Origin of the sequence: Streptomyces sp. 8L (genome assembly GCF_020176795.1) — a bacterium.
Taxonomy (GTDB): Bacteria; Actinomycetota; Actinomycetes; order Streptomycetales; family Streptomycetaceae; genus Streptomyces.
Genome location: NZ_JAIUKE010000322.1, coordinates 1 through 15,182, shown reverse-complemented (window position 1 = coordinate 15,182; position 15,182 = coordinate 1). Strand labels below are relative to the sequence as shown.

Here is a 15,182-nt window from a genome sequence, read left to right as displayed (position 1 = left end):
GTCCTGGATGTGGGTCGCGGCCCCGGGGGGGGGGGGGGGCCCCGGGCGGGGGGGCGCCCCCCGCCCCCCCCCGGGGGCGCCGGGGCGCCCCCCGCCCCCCCCGCCGGGTCCGCCGCCCCCGCCCGGCACCGCCGGGGGAGCCCGCGATACGGTCGGCGGCACCCCGCACCGGAGCCCAACTACCTTGCGCTCCGAGCGAACAGCTACAGAACCGGGATGGCGCCCGCCGACCTGGGGGTTAGGGTCCATGAGTACGAGAGCCGGAGAAGTCGTCCGGGTGCAGTGCGGCCCGGCCTCCGAAACTCGGGACGAAGACGCTGAGACGGCCGATGCCGTCAGAGACGAGCAGGTGGACACGTGACGAATCTGATGCCCCTCGCCGCCGGAGACCCGTCCATCGGTGGGGGCCTCGGCGACCAGGTCTACAGTCGGCTGCTCGGCGAGCGGATCATCTTCCTCGGCCAGCAGGTGGACGATGACATCGCCAACAGGATCACCGCGCAGCTCCTTCTTCTCGCGGCCGAGCCCGAGAAGGACATCTACCTCTACATCAACAGCCCCGGTGGCTCCGTGACGGCCGGCATGGCCGTCTACGACACCATGCAGTACATCCCCAACGACGTGGTGACCATCGGAATGGGTCTCGCCGCGTCCATGGGCCAGTTCCTGCTGACCGGCGGGTCGGCCGGCAAGCGCTTCGCGCTGCCCAACACCGACATCCTCATGCACCAGGGCTCCGCGGGCCTCGGCGGCACCGCGTCCGACATCAAGATCCAGGCCGAGCAGCTGCTGCGTACCAAGAAGCGCATGGCCGAGATCACCGCTCGTCACACCGGCCAGACCGAAGAGACGATCATCCGCGACGGCGACCGCGACCGCTGGTTCTCCGCCGAGGAGGCCCGGGACTACGGCATCATCGACGAGATCATCTCCGCTGCCTCGGGAGTTCCGGGCGGCGGCGGCACCGGGGCCTGAGCTACCCCGCCCCGGTACGTCCCCCGAAGGTCTCCCAAGGTCATAGGAATGGTGAACACCCACATGAACAACACTTCCGCGAGCGGCCTGTACACGGGCCCGCAGGTGGACAACCGCTACGTCGTCCCGCGCTTCGTCGAGCGCACCTCGCAGGGCGTCCGCGAGTACGACCCGTACGCGAAGCTGTTCGAGGAGCGCGTGATCTTCCTCGGCGTGCAGATCGACGACGCCTCCGCCAACGACGTCATGGCGCAGCTGCTGTGCCTGGAGTCGATGGACCCGGACCGCGACATCTCCATCTACATCAACAGCCCCGGCGGCTCGATGACGGCCCTCACGGCCATCTACGACACGATGCAGTTCGTGAAGCCGGACATCCAGACCGTGTGCATGGGCCAGGCGGCCTCCGCCGCGGCCGTGCTGCTCGCCTGCGGCTCGCCCGGCAAGCGGCTCGCGCTGCCCAACGCGCGCGTGCTGATCCACCAGCCGTCGAGCCAGACGGGCCGCGAGCAGCTCTCCGACCTGGAGATCGCGGCCAACGAGATCCTCCGCATGCGCACGCAGCTGGAGGAGATGCTCGCGAAGCACTCGACGACCCCGATCGAGAAGGTCAGGGACGACATCGAGCGCGACAAGATCCTCACGGCCGAGGACGCGCTCGCCTACGGTCTGGTCGACCAGATCGTCTCCACCCGCAAGACCACGGCCGCCTCCGCGGCCTGACCGGCGCGCACCCTTGGCGCGGCCCGCGCCACACCCGCCCCCGGGGGGGGGGGGGGGGGGGGCGGCCCCGGGCGGGGGGGGGGGGGGGGCCGCGGAGCGCGAGGCCCGCGGCCACCGCGACGGCGCCGTTCACGCCGAAGTACGCGGGGTGCGAGATGTTGTCGTAGAGCTTCACGGTCTGCGCCTGGATGCCGTTGGCCATGGCGAGGGAGAGGAACCACAGCGCCATCGTCTGGCTGGCGAACGCCCGCGGCGCGAGCTTGGTGGACGCGGACAGGCCGGACGTCTCCAGCAGGATGTCGCCGAGTCCGAGCAGGATGTACGAGCCGACGATCCACCAGACCGCCATCGTGTAGTGGTCGCTGGTGTGGCCGGACGTCGGCAGGACGATCAGCAGGAACGACAGGCCGCCCAGGACCACACCGAGGGCGATCTTGTTGGAGGCGTGCGGCTGGCGGCTGCCCATCCGCACCCAGGTGGCGGCGACGAGCGGGGCGAGCCCCACCTCGAACGCGCCGAGCGCCGACGTGTACCAGCTCGCCGGGAAGTCGAAGCCGAGGATGCTCGACTCGGCGTTCGAGGCGGCGAGCAGGATCATCGTCGAATACGCCTGGAAGAGGATGTAGTTGAAGACCACGGACGCGGCGAACAGCACGATGTAGGGGCGCAGCCGCCCCCGCTCCTCGCGGGAGACCCGCGGGCTCGTGAACATCACCGCGAAGTACACGACCGGCGCGGCGATCGAGACCGCCGTCAGCACGTCGACGAACCGGCCGAGCGTCAGCCACCCGGCGAGCGAGAGCGCCGTCGCGAGCACCGCGGCCACCACGGCGCCGATCACCATCCACCGCACCGCGCGCCGCATCGGCGCGGGCGCGAGCCGGTACTCAGGGGCGCTGCCGCGCCCGGCGAGGTGCCGGCGGCCCGCGACGTACTGGATGAGGCCGAGCGTCATGCCGAAGGCCGCCGCGGAGAACGCCCAGTGCCAGCTCGCGTGGTCGCCGAGCCACCCCGTCACCAGCGGCCCGAGGAAGGAGCCGATGTTGATGGCCATGTAGTACAGGGCGAAGCCCGCGTCGCGCCGCTCGTCCTTCGTCGCGTAGAGCTTGCCGACCAGGTACGAGACGTTCGGCTTCAGCAGGCCCGTGCCGGCGCTGATGAGGCCGAGCCCGGCCCAGGTCGCCCAGACGGCGGGGATCGCCATCAGGTAGTGGCCGATGGCGATGAGGACACCGCCCCACAGCACGGAGCGGTACGAGCCGAGGATGCGGTCCGCGAGCCAGCCGCCGCCGACCGAGACCAGGTAGACGAGCGTGCCGTACGCCGCGGAGACGGAGGCGGCCGTGCCGTCGGCCATGCCGAGGCCGCCGTGTGCGACGCTGTCGACGAAGTAGAGGACGAGGATGGCCTGCATCCCCAGGAACGAGAAGCGCTCCCAGATTTCCAGACCCGACAGCGTGACAAGCCCTCTGGGCTGGCCGAAAACCGCCCGGTCGTCCTCCGGAGGAGGTTGCTCTCCGTTCCCGCCCGTGTCGGTCACCGTGTCGGACAAAGTACTCTCTTCCGCTCGTACGACTGATCACGAACATACCGTCGGTGTCGGGAAGGCGCCCACGGTGATCGAAACGCGACCGGATACGCTGACTTGAGTGATGGCAGCGACACATCGACAATCCGTGTGATCGTCAGCAGACAGGAGTACCCCTCGTGACCGTCGTCGGGCCGTTCGGGCTGAGCATGCGGGACCAGGCCCTCGAAGCCGATGTCCAGACCGGATTGGCGGCAGTCGAGGCGGGACTGCTCGATGCCACCAAGAGCGACGTCGCCTTCATCAATGAGGCGTCCCAGCACCTGGTGCGCGCGGGCGGCAAACGATTCCGGCCGCTGCTCGTCCTGCTCGCGGCGCAGTTCGGCGACCCGTACGCGCCGGGTGTCGTCCCCTCGGCCGTCGTCGTCGAGCTCACCCACCTGGCGACGCTGTACCACGACGACGTGATGGACGAGGCCGAGGTCCGCCGCGGCGTCGACAGCGCCAACGCCCGCTGGGACAACTCGGTCGCGGTCCTCACCGGCGACTTCCTCTTCTCCCGCGCCTCGCAGATCCTCGCGGAGCTGGGGCCCGAGGCCGTACGCATCCAGGCCGAGGCGTTCGAGCGGCTCGTGACGGGGCAGATCCTGGAGACCGCGGGGCCGCGCGACGGCCGCGACCCGGTCGCCCACTACCTCGACGTGCTGTCCGGCAAGGCGGGCTCGCTCGTCGCCGTGTCCGGGCGGTTCGGCGCGCTGATGTCGGGCGCCGACGAGCGGATCGTGGACATCCTCACCCAGTTCGGCGAGCGCCTGGGCGTCGCCTTCCAGCTCGCGGACGACGTGCTGGACATCGCCAGCGAGTCCCACGAGTCCGGCAAGACCCCCGGCACCGACCTGCGCGAGGGCATCCCCACCCTGCCCGTACTGCTGCTGCGCGCCCGGGCCGAGAAGCTGGCGGACCCGGACGACGTGCAGCTCGTGGAACTGCTCGCCTCGGACCTCTCCGACGACGCCAGGCACGCCGAGGCGCTGCGCCGGCTGCGCGCCCACCCGGCGCTCCAGCAGGCCATGGACGAGGCGGTGCGGTACGCGACGGCGGCCCGCGAGACGCTCGCGCCGCTGCCCGAGTGCTTCGCGAAGTCCGCGCTGACGGAGCTGTGCGACGCGGTGGTCCACCGGGCGGGCTGACGCCTCCTCCTCCGGGACGTGCCTCCAGCTGACGCCTCTCCCTCCGGCACCGCGCCTCTAGGGGTCGCCCGAGCGGTGTCATCCCGTAGGGGGACGGAAAGTTGCTCCGCGGGGTTGACGCCAGTGATTGGGCCGTTTGGTCAGATTGACATACGCGCTCGTTGCCCTGTCGAGTGAGAATGAACTTCGGGGGAACCTCGGGCAAGTGGACGAGCGCACGCGGCACTGACGACCGTAATGACCGGCCGCCGATCACGGAGGTAGGGCACACATGGCAGGCAACGACACGGCAGGGAGCACGGAGGCGACGGTCGGGGACAGGGACCGTGCCACGGGCCGCAGGACGGTGGCCAGGTACGCCGTTCCGGTGGCCGTCGCGGGGGTCGCCGCGGCGACGATCGGCCTGGTGCCGGCGCTCGCGGCGTCCGGCGACCCGGACCTTCCCAAGATCAGCGCGCACGACCTGGTCCAGAAGATCGCCGCCTCCGACACGGAGCAGCTCTCCGGCTCCGTGAAGATCACCACGGACCTCGGGCTGCCCTCGCTGGGCGGCCTCGGCGGTTCGGTGGGCGGCTCGTCCGCGCTCGGCGGCTCGGGCGGCTCGGGCGGTTCCTCGGGGGCGCCGTCCGCCTCCGCCTCGGGCTCTGCGGCGAATCCCGAGTCCAAGCTGATGGAGCTGGCCTCGGGCACGCACACGCTGCGGGTGGCCGTGGACGGGCCGCAGAAGCAGAAGGTCTCCATCCTGGAGAACGCGGCGGAGTACAGCCTCATCCACAACGGCGGCCAGGTGTGGGCCTACGACAGCGCGAGCAACGAGGCGTTCCACACGACGGCCCCGAAGGGGACCGCCCCGTCCTCCGGCACCGCGAGGAACCTGCCCGTCCTGCCCAAGGGCGGCGACCTGCCGACGACGCCGCGGCAGTTCGCGGACGACGCCCTCAAGGCCGCCGGGTCCACGACGTCGATCAGCGTCGACGGCACCTCGCGGGTCGCCGGCCGGGACGCGTACGACCTGCTGATCAAGCCCAAGCAGGCCGGGTCCACGATCGGCTCGATCCGGGTGGCGGTCGACTCGAAGACCGGCACCCCGCTGAAGTTCACGCTGGCGCCGAGCGGCGGCGGCAAGGCCGTCGTCGATGTCGGCTACACCTCCGTCGACTTCGGCAAGCCCGCGGCCTCGACGTTCACCTTCACCCCGCCGAAGGGGACGAAGGTCACCGAGGGCAAGCAGCACGTACCGTCCCAGCAGACGCCGTCGCAGCAGACGCGGAAGCCGTCGTCGCAGTGGCCGTCGGGGCAGGACTCGCCGAAGCAGGCCCAGGGCCGGGCGAAGGCCGCGCTGAGCAGGGTCAAGGTCATCGGCACCGGCTGGACCTCGGTGGTCGAACTGCCCTCTCCCGCGGGCGCGGCGGGCCAGTCCGCCAAGGGCGACGCGTCCAAGGCGCCCCAGGGCTCCCAGGACGTCCAGGGCTTCCTCGGCTCGCTGGGTGACAAGGTCAACGGGAAGTTCGGCTCGGGCACGGTGTTCCACACCCGCCTGGTCAACGCCCTGATGACCGACAAGGGCACCGTCTACGCCGGCGCCGTGAGTCAGCAGAAGCTGGTCGACATCGCGAACGCCGCCGCCAAGTAGCGACGCACCGCTGGCCCGGATGTCCCGGCCGCGGGGGGGGGCGGGCCCGCGCGGGGGGGGGCGGGGGGGGGGGGGGGGGGGGGGGGGGGGGGGGGGGGGGCGCGGGCGGGGGGGGCCCCCCCGGGGCGGGGGGGGGGGGGGGCGCCGGACCGGACGGCGGCGCGAGTGGCGGACGGCGGCGGACGGCGGGGACCGAAGGGACTGGCGAACGTGGTGAACACTGTGGTGGCAAAGGCCGGTGGGCGGTCACGCCCCGGCCGGGCGGCGCCGCCCGTCATCGAGGCGCGCGGCCTGACGAAGCGCTTCCGGGGCGGGCAGCTCGCCGTCGACGGGCTGGACCTGACCGTGCCGGACGGCAGCGTGTTCGGGTTCCTCGGGCCCAACGGCTCGGGCAAGACCACGACCATCCGGATGCTGCTCGGCCTCGTGCAGCCCACGGCGGGCTCCGCGAGCCTGCTCGGCCTGCCCATGCCGCGCGCGGCGCGGGCGGTGCTGCCGCAGGTGGGCGCTCTGATCGAGGGCCCTGCCCAGTACGGCTTCCTCAGCGGCCGGGACAATCTCGTACGCTACGACGCCACGGACCCGACGGCCGACCCGCGCACCCGCGGGGCGCGGGTGGACGCGGCCCTCGACCGCGTAGGGCTCGGCACGGCGGCGGGCAAGAGGGCCAAGGCGTACTCCCTCGGCATGAAGCAGCGGCTCGGCATCGCCGCCGCCCTGCTGCGGCCCCGCAGGCTGCTCGTCCTGGACGAGCCGACCAACGGCCTCGACCCGCAGGGCATGCGGGAGATCAGGACGCTGGTGCGGGAACTCGCCGCGGAGGGCACGACCGTCTTCCTCTCCTCGCACCTGCTGGACGAGATCGAGCAGGTCTGCACGCACGCGGCCGTCATGGCGCAGGGCAGGCTGATCGCACAGGGCTCGGTGGCCGACCTGTCGGCGGGCACGCGGGGCAGGCTCGCGGTCACCACGCCCGATCCGGCCGAAGCGGCCCGCGTGCTGGCCGGGCACGGCGTCACCGCCATCGAGACGGGGGAGAGCCGGGTCTCCGGCGAACTGCCCGCCGGTGACGGCGAGGCGGCCAGGACGGACCCGGCCGACCTCAACGCGGCGCTGGTGCGCGCGGGGGTGCGGGTGCGGGCGTTCGGTGTGGAACGCGGCACGCTGGAGGACGCCTTCGTGGCGCTGACGGGAGAGGGTTTCGATGTCGCGGGCTGAGACGGCGGACGGCGCGGACGCGCCCCGGCCGGGCGGTGAGCGGTCGGGCGGCGAGCCGGCGGGCGGCCGGTCGGCGGGCGAGGCGCTCGCGGGCGGCGGCTTCGCGGAGACAGGGCCCGCGGGTGCGGGCGTGGGTGTGGATGCGGGCCTGACCCCGCAGGCGGGCGTGACCCCGCAGGCGAGCGTGGGTGCGGATGCGGGCGACCCGGCGGACGTCGCCGCGGGGGAGGGGCGGCCCGCCCTCCGGTGGACGCTCGGGTTCTTCCGTTCCGAGCTGCTGACGACGTTCCGCAGGTGGCGCTCACTGGCGCTGCTCGCGGTCCTCGCCGCCGTCCCGGTCCTCGTCGGCGTCGCGGTGAAGATCGAGACGAGCGACGGGGGCGCCGCGGGCCACGGCGGCGGCGGTCCCGCGTTCCTCACGCAGGTCACCAACAACGGCCTCTTCCTGGTCTTCGCCGCGCTCGCCGCGACTCTTCCGGTGTTCCTGCCGATGACCGTCGGCGTGATCGTGGGCGACTCGGTCGCGGGCGAGTCGGCCGGCGGGACGCTGCGCTATCTGCTGGTCGTCCCGGCCGGCCGGACCAGGCTGCTGCTCGCCAAGTACGCCACCGCGCTGGCGTTCTGCCTGGCCGCGGCGCTCGTCGTGGCGGCGTTCGCGCTGGCCACGGGCGCGCTGCTGTTCCCCGTGGGCTCGGTCACGACCCTCTCAGGCACGACGATCACGTTCGGCGCGGGCCTGCTGCGCGCGCTGCTCGTCGCGGTGCTGGCGGCGGCCTCACTGGTCGGGTTCGCGGCGGTCGGCCTGTTCATCTCGACGCTGACGGGCAGCGGGATCGCGGCGATGGCCTCGACGGTCGGGCTGCTGATCACCGTGCAGATCCTCGACTCGATCCCCCAGCTCGACGCGATCCACCCGTATCTGTTCTCGCACTACTGGCTCTCGTTCACCGACGTGATGCGCGCGCCGGTCCTCTGGGACAGCGTGGTGAAGAACCTCGTGGTCCAGGGCGTCTACGCGCTGGTCTTCGGCTCGGCGGCCTGGGCCCGCTTCTCGTCGAAGGACATCGCCGCGTAGGCCCCGCTGCCCGGCGAAGGACGCCGCCGCGCCGGGCCCGCTGGCCGGCGAAGGACGTCGCGCCGCCGCGCGCAGTTCTGCCATACGTACGCGTGTGCGGCGGGCCGTGCGCAGCGCGTCCCACGTCAGGATGGCCAGCGCCATCCACACCAGCGCGAACCCGGCCCACCGCTCCGGCGACATGGCCTCGTGGAAGTACGCGACGCCCAGGGCCAGCTGGAGCACCGGCGTGAGGTACTGGAGCAGCCCGAGCGTCGTCAGCGGTACGCGGATGGCGGACGCGCCGAACAGCACCAGCGGCACGGCCGTGACCAGCCCCGCCGAGGCGAGCCAGGCTGCGTGGCCCGTGCCGTGCGCGGTGAACGTCGACCCGCCGGTCGCGCCCAGCCACAGCAGGAAGCCAAGAGCGGGCAGGAACAGCACCGTCGTCTCCGCCGCGAGCGACTCCAGGCCGCCCAGGCCGACCTTCTTCTTGACCAGGCCGTACGTGCCGAACGAGAACGCCAGCACCAGCGAGATCCACGGCAGCCGCCCGTACCCGACCGAGATGACCACCACGGCGGTCGCGCCGACGCCGACCGCAGCCCACTGCGCTGCCCGCAGCCGTTCCTTGAGCAGCACGACCGCCAGCAGGATCGTCACGAGCGGATTGATGAAGTAGCCGAGCGAGGCCTCCACGACGTGGCCCGCGTCCACGGCCCAGATGTAGACGCCCCAGTTGACCGTGATCGTGGCCGCGGCGAGCACCAGCAGTCCCACCCGGCGCGGCTGCCTCGCCAGTTCGGCGATCCACGCCCAGCGGCGCGTACAGGCCAGGGCGATCGCCACCACCCCGAGCGACCACACCATGCGGTGTGCCAGCACTTCGAGGGCGCCCGCGGGATCGAGCAGCGGCCAGTACAGCGGCACCAGGCCCCAGATCCCGTACGCGCCGATCCCGTACAGCAGCCCGGAGCGCTGCTGTTCCTCGTCCGTCTTCACGCGGCCCCCTCCCGTGCGCCGTCCGCGGCGGGACGTTCGTGTCCACGTCACGTCCCGCATCCGTACGGGACGGTAGCGGCAGGACCCGGCCCCTGTCATGTGCGTTTCGCCATACGGTCATGACAGGCGCGGCGTACAGCGGCGTACAGGCGTACGGGCAGGGCACATTCAGGGGTACGGACAGGGGTGGCGCACACGGGACGGCGCACAGGGGTGCGAGGTACGCTGCGGCCATGAGGATGTGCTCGATCGACTGTGCGATGGAGTCGGGCACTCGCGCTCCCCACGGCGAGTGCGCACCGCGCGGCCGCAGCTTCCTGCGCCGCCGCGGCCGGGTGGGTTCGCCCCCGGCCCCGCTCTCCTGTCGCGGCTGCGACAGCTGTCCGGCTCTCTGCCGCGCCTGACGGCGCCTCTCCCGCACTCCGGCGTCTCACGCCCGCACTTCCGCTCCCGCCTTCACCCCGTTGTGTCTTCCCGTGTCTCTTCCCGCTCGTTTCCGCGCGTCTGTGTGAACCGTGCAACCCGGCCGTGCCGACGCGCGCCCGCCTCCGGAGGAACCGCCTTGACCACGCATGCCGCCAACGTCCCCACCGCCCCCACCGTCCCGCCCGTCTCCGACATCACTTCCGCCCCGTCCGCCCCGTCCGCTCCCGTGCTGCGCTCCTTCCGCATCCCCGCCGGCGGGCTCCACGAGGGCCCGCGCGTGCTGCGCCGGCTGCCGGAGGGCATGGTGAGCCGTCCGTACGAGCTGTTCGACGTCGTCCCGCAGGCCGCGACCATCGGCGCCGAGATCCGGGGGCTCGACCTCGCGCGGCCCCTCGGCCGCACCCTGCGCGAGGAGCTGAACCGCGCGCTCGTCGAGTGGAAGGTCCTCTTCTTCCGGGGACAGCACCTCACCCCCGACGCGCAGCGCGCCTTCGCCCGCAACTGGGGTGAGCTGGAGACCAATCCGCTGCTCGCCTCGGCGGGCCCCGCCGACGTCGCACGCTTCGACCGCTCCGCCGCGCGCACCTTCGAGAACGTCTGGCACACCGACGTCACCTTCCGCGAACGGCCCGCGATGGGCGCCGTGCTGCAACTGCGCGAGGTGCCGGCCGCGGGCGGCGACACCATGTGGGCCGACATGGCCGCCGCGTACGACAACCTGCCGCAGGACGTGCGCGAGCGGATCGACGGGGCGCGGGCGGTGCACGACTTCCTGCCGGGTTTCGCGCGGTTCACCGAGCCCGGACGGCTCGCCGCGTTCCAGGAGATGTTCCCGCCGGTCGAGCACCCGGTCGTACGCCGCCACCCGGAGACCGGGCGGCGGATGCTGTTCGTGAACACCTCGTTCACCACGCACATCACGGGGCTCCCGCAGGAGGAGAGCGACCGGCTGCTGCGGCTGCTGTTCCAGCAGGCCCATGTGCCGGAGTACCAGGTCAGGTGGCGCTGGGCGGCCGGGGACATCGCCTTCTGGGACAACCGCGCCACCCAGCACTACGCCGTGAACGACTACGGCGACGAGCGCCGGGTCGCGGAGCGCGTCGCCATCGCGGGGGACCGGCCCTTCTGACGCCCTCGGTGAGCGGTAACGACCGCGGCCCCCGGGCGGCCCTTCCGGGGCCCCGGGGGCGCGGTGCGTGATGAGGGCGCGTCAGCCGGCGACGGTCCAGGTGTCGCTGCCCGTCAGCAGCGCGGACAGGTCGCCCTTGCCCCGCTGCTCGACGGCCCTGTCCAGCTGCTCGTTCATCAGGGTGTCGTAGACCGGCCTGCGCACATTGCGGAAGACGCCGATCGGCGTGTGGTGCAGCGTGTCCGGGTCGGCGAGGCGCGAGAGCGCGAACGCCGTCGTCGGGGACGCGGCCGACGCGTCGTGGACCAGGACCCGCGACTCGTTCTCCGGCGTGACCTCCACGACCTCCAGATCACCGGTCCGCTCGTCGCGCACGACGCCCTTGGCGCTGTCGGTGCCGAAGCGGATCGGCTGCCCGTCCTCCAGGCGGATCACGGCCTCCTGGGCCTGGTCCTTGTCCTTGAGGACCTCGAAGGCGCCGTCGTTGAAGATGTTGCAGTTCTGGTAGATCTCCACCAGCGCCGTACCGGGGTGGTCGGCCGCGGCGCGCAGCACGCTCGTGAGGTGCTTGCGGTCCGAGTCGACCGTACGGGCCACGAACGAGGCCTCGGCGCCGATCGCCAGGGACACCGGGTTGAACGGGGCGTCGAGCGACCCCATCGGCGTCGACTTGGTGATCTTGCCGACCTCGGAGGTGGGCGAGTACTGGCCCTTCGTCAGGCCGTAGATCCGGTTGTTGAACAGCAGGATCTTCAGGTTGACGTTGCGGCGCAGCGCGTGGATGAGGTGGTTGCCGCCGATGGACAGCGAGTCGCCGTCACCCGTCACGACCCACACCGACAGGTCGCGGCGGGAGGTCGCGAGGCCCGTGGCGATGGCCGGTGCGCGGCCGTGGATCGAGTGCATCCCGTAGGTGTTCATGTAGTACGGGAAGCGGGAGCTGCACCCGATGCCCGAGACGAAGACGATGTTCTCCTTCGCCAGCCCGAGGTCGGGCATGAAGCCCTGGACCGCGGCGAGGACGGCGTAGTCGCCGCAGCCGGGGCACCAGCGGACCTCCTGGTCCGACTTGAAGTCCTTCATGGACTGCTTGGCCTCGGTCTTCGGGACCAGCGTCAGCAGCTCGTTCGCCACGGCACCGGCACCGGCCCCGGACAGCGCCCCGGACATTGCCTCAGACATTGATGGCCTCCTCGATGGCCGTAGCGAGCTGTTCGGCCTTGAAGGGCATGCCGTTGACCTGGTTGTAGGAGTGCGCGTCCACCAGGTACTTGGCCCGCAGCAGGGTCGCGAGCTGGCCGAGGTTCATCTCCGGCACGACGACCTTGTCGTAGCGCTTGAGGACCTCGCCGAGGTTCGCGGGGAAGGGGTTGATGTGCCGCAGGTGCGCCTGGGCGATCGGCTGCCCCGCCTTGCGCAGCCTGCGTACGGCGGCGGTGATCGGGCCGTACGTGGAGCCCCAGCCGAGCACCAGCGTGCGGGCGCCGTCCGGGTCGTCGACGGTGATGTCGGGGACCTCGACGCCGTCGACCTTCGCGGCCCGGGTGCGCACCATGAAGTCGTGGTTCGCGGGGTCGTACGAGATGTTGCCGGTGCCGTCCTGCTTCTCGATGCCGCCGATGCGGTGTTCGAGGCCGGGCGTGCCGGGCACGGCCCACGGGCGCGCCAGCGTCTTCGGGTCGCGCTTGTAGGGCCAGAACACCTCGGTGCCGTCGGCGTTCTCGTGGTTCGGCTCGGTGGCGAACGGGACGCGCAGGTCCGGCAGCTCCTCCGCCTCCGGGACGCGCCACGGCTCGGAGCCGTTGGCGAGGTACCCGTCGGAGAGCAGGAGGACCGGCGTGCGGTACGTCAGCGCGATCCGGGCGGCCTCCAGGGCGGCGGTGAAGCAGTCCGCGGGGGTGGACGGCGCGACGATCGGCACGGGGGCCTCGCCGTTGCGGCCGTACATCGCCTGGAGCAGGTCGGCCTGCTCGGTCTTCGTCGGCAGGCCCGTGGAGGGGCCGCCGCGCTGGATGTCCACGATCAGCAGCGGCAGCTCGAGGGAGACCGCGAGGCCGATCGTCTCGCTCTTGAGCGCGACGCCGGGACCCGACGTGGTGGTGACGGCGAGAGAGCCGCCGAAGGCCGCGCCGAGGGCGGCGCCGATGCCGGCGATCTCGTCCTCGGCCTGGAAGGTGCGCACGCCGAAGTTCTTGTGCTTCGACAGCTCGTGCAGGATGTCGGAGGCCGGGGTGATCGGGTACGACCCGAGGTAGAGCGGCAGCTCCGCCTGGTGCGCCGCCGCGATCAGACCGTACGACAGGGCGAGGTTGCCGGAGATGTTGCGGTACGTACCGGTCGGGAAGGCCTCGCCGGCCGGGGCGACCTCGTACGAGACGGCGAAGTCCTCGGTCGTCTCGCCGAAGTTCCAGCCGGCCCGGAAGGCGGCCACGTTCGCCTCGGCGATCTGCGGCTTCTTCGCGAACTTCGACCGCAGGAACGCCTCGGTGTTCTCCGTGGGGCGCGTGTACATCCACGACAGCAGGCCGAGGGCGAACATGTTCTTGCTCCGCTCGGCCTCCTTGCGGGACAGGCCGAACTCCTTGAGCGCCTCGATCGTCAGCGTCGTCAGGGGCACCGGGTGCACCTGGTAGGCGTCGAGCGAGCCGTCCTCCAGCGGGGAGACGGCGTAGCCGACCTTCGCCATCGGGCGCTTGGTGAACTCGTCGGTGTTGACGATGATCTCCGCGCCGCGCGGCACGTCCCCGATATTGGCCTTCAGAGCCGCCGGGTTCATCGCGACCAGCACGTCCGGCGCGTCGCCCGGGGTCAGGATGTCGTGGTCCGCGAAGTGCAGCTGAAACGACGACACACCCGGCAGCGTGCCTGCGGGGGCACGGATCTCGGCCGGGAAGTTGGGAAGGGTCGACAGGTCGTTCCCGAAGGACGCCGTCTCGGAGGTGAACCGGTCACCTGTCAGCTGCATACCGTCGCCCGAGTCACCCGCGAAGCGGATGATGACACGGTCCAGACGGCGGATCTCCTTGGCGCCGGAACCCCCCGGCCCTGACTCTTCCGACCGGCCCGACAACGGGGCATGCTGCTCCGCGACGACGGTGTCACCCGCGTCGTTGGCCTCGTCGGCTGCGCTACTGACCTGGCTGGTCACTGGACTGGACCTCCCTGTGAGGCTTCGGCTCGGGACCGCCGGCCGCCGGCCGTCCCGGAGCAACCCTACGTCGGTAAGGGTCACCTACCTCTGTCCGGCCGCATGATGGACGCTGACATGAGACAGCCCGATACGGGTAAATGCCCTGTTCTACGAGGTTTTGCGGTACGGGTGCGACGCGCGGGCGCGCTCGTTCTTTGGGACTAGGACCACCCCTCCCAGCAGCCGGGCGAGCGGCTCGGGCCCAGGAGGCCCAGCTTCCGCGCGGTCGCGCGGGCGTCACCCGCCGGGCTCCCCGGCCTCACGACCTGAGATACGTCAGAACGGCCAGCACTCGACGGTGATCCCCGTCACTGGGGGACAGGCCGAGCTTCAGGAAGATGTTGCTGACATGCTTCTCCACCGCGCCGTCCGACACCACGAGCTGCTTCGCGATGGCCGAGTTGGTCCTGCCCTCGGCCATCAGGCCCAGGACCTCGCGCTCACGCGGCGTCAGGCCGGCCAGCACGTCCTGCTTGCGGCTGCGGCCGAGCAGCTGGGCCACGACCTCGGGGTCGAGCGCTGTGCCCCCGCCCGCCACCCGCACGACCGCGTCCACGAACTCCCTGACCTCGGCCACCCGGTCCTTCAGCAGATAGCCCACCCCGCGCGTCGACCCGGCGAGCAGCTCAGTCGCGTACTCCTCCTCGACGTACTGCGACAGGACGAGTACGCCCACGCCCGGGTGCTCCTTGCGCAGCCACACGGCGGCCCGCACCCCCTCGTCGGTGTGCGTCGGCGGCATCCGTACGTCCGCGACGACGACATCGGGCAGGGCGCCCGCTTCCGCCAGCTCGCCGATGGTCTTGGTCAGCGCCACCGCGTCGCCGACGCCCGCGACCACCTCGTGCCCCAGATCCGTCAGGAGCCGGGTCAGGCCCTCCCGGAGCAGCACCGAATCCTCGGCGATGACCACCCGCACTCTGTCCTCCACAGCCGCAGCCACTGTCTCGCAACCCCCCATGCGTCACGCACGCCCGGACGTCTCCCGACCGGGACGTCCCGGTCCCCCCAGCATCCCAGCATTCCCGTCAACGGACGCGGGGGCGCCCCGCCGAGTTGCCCGCGCGACGCTGCCCCGGCGGGGGTGGGGGACCGGCCGGGGCCCGTGCAGGCG

The 15,182-nt window shown here is 71.9% G+C and carries 10 protein-coding genes and 2 pseudogenes; 7 read left to right on the top strand and 5 right to left on the bottom strand.

Annotated elements, in window-relative coordinates:
- Window positions 1-369 precede the first annotated feature (369 nt).
- The gene (locus LCE31_RS24620; protein WP_225017712.1) at window positions 370-975 is read left to right on the top strand and encodes an ATP-dependent Clp protease proteolytic subunit; all 606 of its coding nucleotides are present in this window, start codon (window positions 370-372) and stop codon (window positions 973-975) included.
- Between the two features lie 48 nt (window positions 976-1,023).
- Window positions 1,024-1,698 carry an ATP-dependent Clp protease proteolytic subunit gene (locus LCE31_RS24615; protein WP_308042303.1) on the top strand — a complete coding sequence of 225 codons (675 nt, stop codon included), beginning with the start codon at window positions 1,024-1,026 and terminating at the stop codon, window positions 1,696-1,698.
- 79 nt (window positions 1,699-1,777) lie between these two features.
- On the opposite strand, the pseudogene LCE31_RS24610 reads toward LCE31_RS24615, so the two are convergent.
- A pseudogene (locus LCE31_RS24610) lies at window positions 1,778-3,250 on the bottom strand (peptide MFS transporter); the annotation flags it as partial.
- Between the two features lie 155 nt (window positions 3,251-3,405).
- Here LCE31_RS24610 and LCE31_RS24605 point away from each other — a divergent pair.
- The 4 genes from LCE31_RS24605 (at window position 3,406) to LCE31_RS24590 (ending at window position 8,342) form a co-directional block, all read left to right on the top strand.
- Window positions 3,406-4,416 (top strand): polyprenyl synthetase family protein, encoded by a 1,011-nt coding sequence (locus LCE31_RS24605; RefSeq protein ID WP_225017697.1) that lies wholly within the window; start codon window positions 3,406-3,408, stop codon window positions 4,414-4,416.
- Window positions 4,417-4,687: 271 nt separating this feature from the next.
- Complete coding sequence (locus LCE31_RS24600; protein WP_225017695.1) at window positions 4,688-6,049, top strand: LolA family protein; 1,362 nt, start codon at window positions 4,688-4,690, stop codon at window positions 6,047-6,049.
- Window positions 6,050-6,262: 213 nt separating this feature from the next.
- Window positions 6,263-7,267 carry an ABC transporter ATP-binding protein gene (locus LCE31_RS24595; protein WP_374118544.1) on the top strand — a complete coding sequence of 335 codons (1,005 nt, stop codon included), beginning with the start codon at window positions 6,263-6,265 and terminating at the stop codon, window positions 7,265-7,267.
- Window positions 7,254-8,342 (top strand): ABC transporter permease, encoded by a 1,089-nt coding sequence (locus LCE31_RS24590; RefSeq protein ID WP_308042302.1) that lies wholly within the window; start codon window positions 7,254-7,256, stop codon window positions 8,340-8,342. The genes LCE31_RS24595 and LCE31_RS24590 overlap by 14 nt, the downstream gene beginning before the upstream one ends.
- Before the next feature lie 39 nt (window positions 8,343-8,381).
- Here the strand turns inward: LCE31_RS24590 and rarD are convergent.
- Window positions 8,382-9,383, bottom strand: a pseudogene (rarD, locus tag LCE31_RS24585) (EamA family transporter RarD); the annotation flags it as partial.
- A gap of 559 nt (window positions 9,384-9,942) precedes the next feature.
- Here rarD and LCE31_RS24580 point away from each other — a divergent pair.
- On the top strand, window positions 9,943-10,878 hold the full coding sequence (locus LCE31_RS24580) for a TauD/TfdA dioxygenase family protein (protein WP_225017705.1): 936 nt from the start codon (window positions 9,943-9,945) through the stop codon (window positions 10,876-10,878).
- 81 nt (window positions 10,879-10,959) lie between these two features.
- Here the strand turns inward: LCE31_RS24580 and LCE31_RS24575 are convergent, their stop codons facing one another.
- From LCE31_RS24575 to LCE31_RS24565, 3 genes are all read right to left on the bottom strand, one after another.
- Window positions 10,960-12,048, bottom strand: coding sequence for a 2-oxoacid:ferredoxin oxidoreductase subunit beta (locus tag LCE31_RS24575; RefSeq protein ID WP_225017703.1), 1,089 nt, complete (start codon window positions 12,046-12,048; stop codon window positions 10,960-10,962).
- 4 nt (window positions 12,049-12,052) lie between these two features.
- Window positions 12,053-14,026, bottom strand: coding sequence for a 2-oxoacid:acceptor oxidoreductase subunit alpha (locus LCE31_RS24570; RefSeq protein WP_225017693.1), 1,974 nt, complete (start codon window positions 14,024-14,026; stop codon window positions 12,053-12,055).
- Between the two features lie 301 nt (window positions 14,027-14,327).
- Window positions 14,328-14,987 carry a response regulator transcription factor gene (locus LCE31_RS24565; RefSeq protein ID WP_225017701.1) on the bottom strand — a complete coding sequence of 220 codons (660 nt, stop codon included), beginning with the start codon at window positions 14,985-14,987 and terminating at the stop codon, window positions 14,328-14,330.
- Window positions 14,988-15,182: the final 195 nt, after the last annotated feature.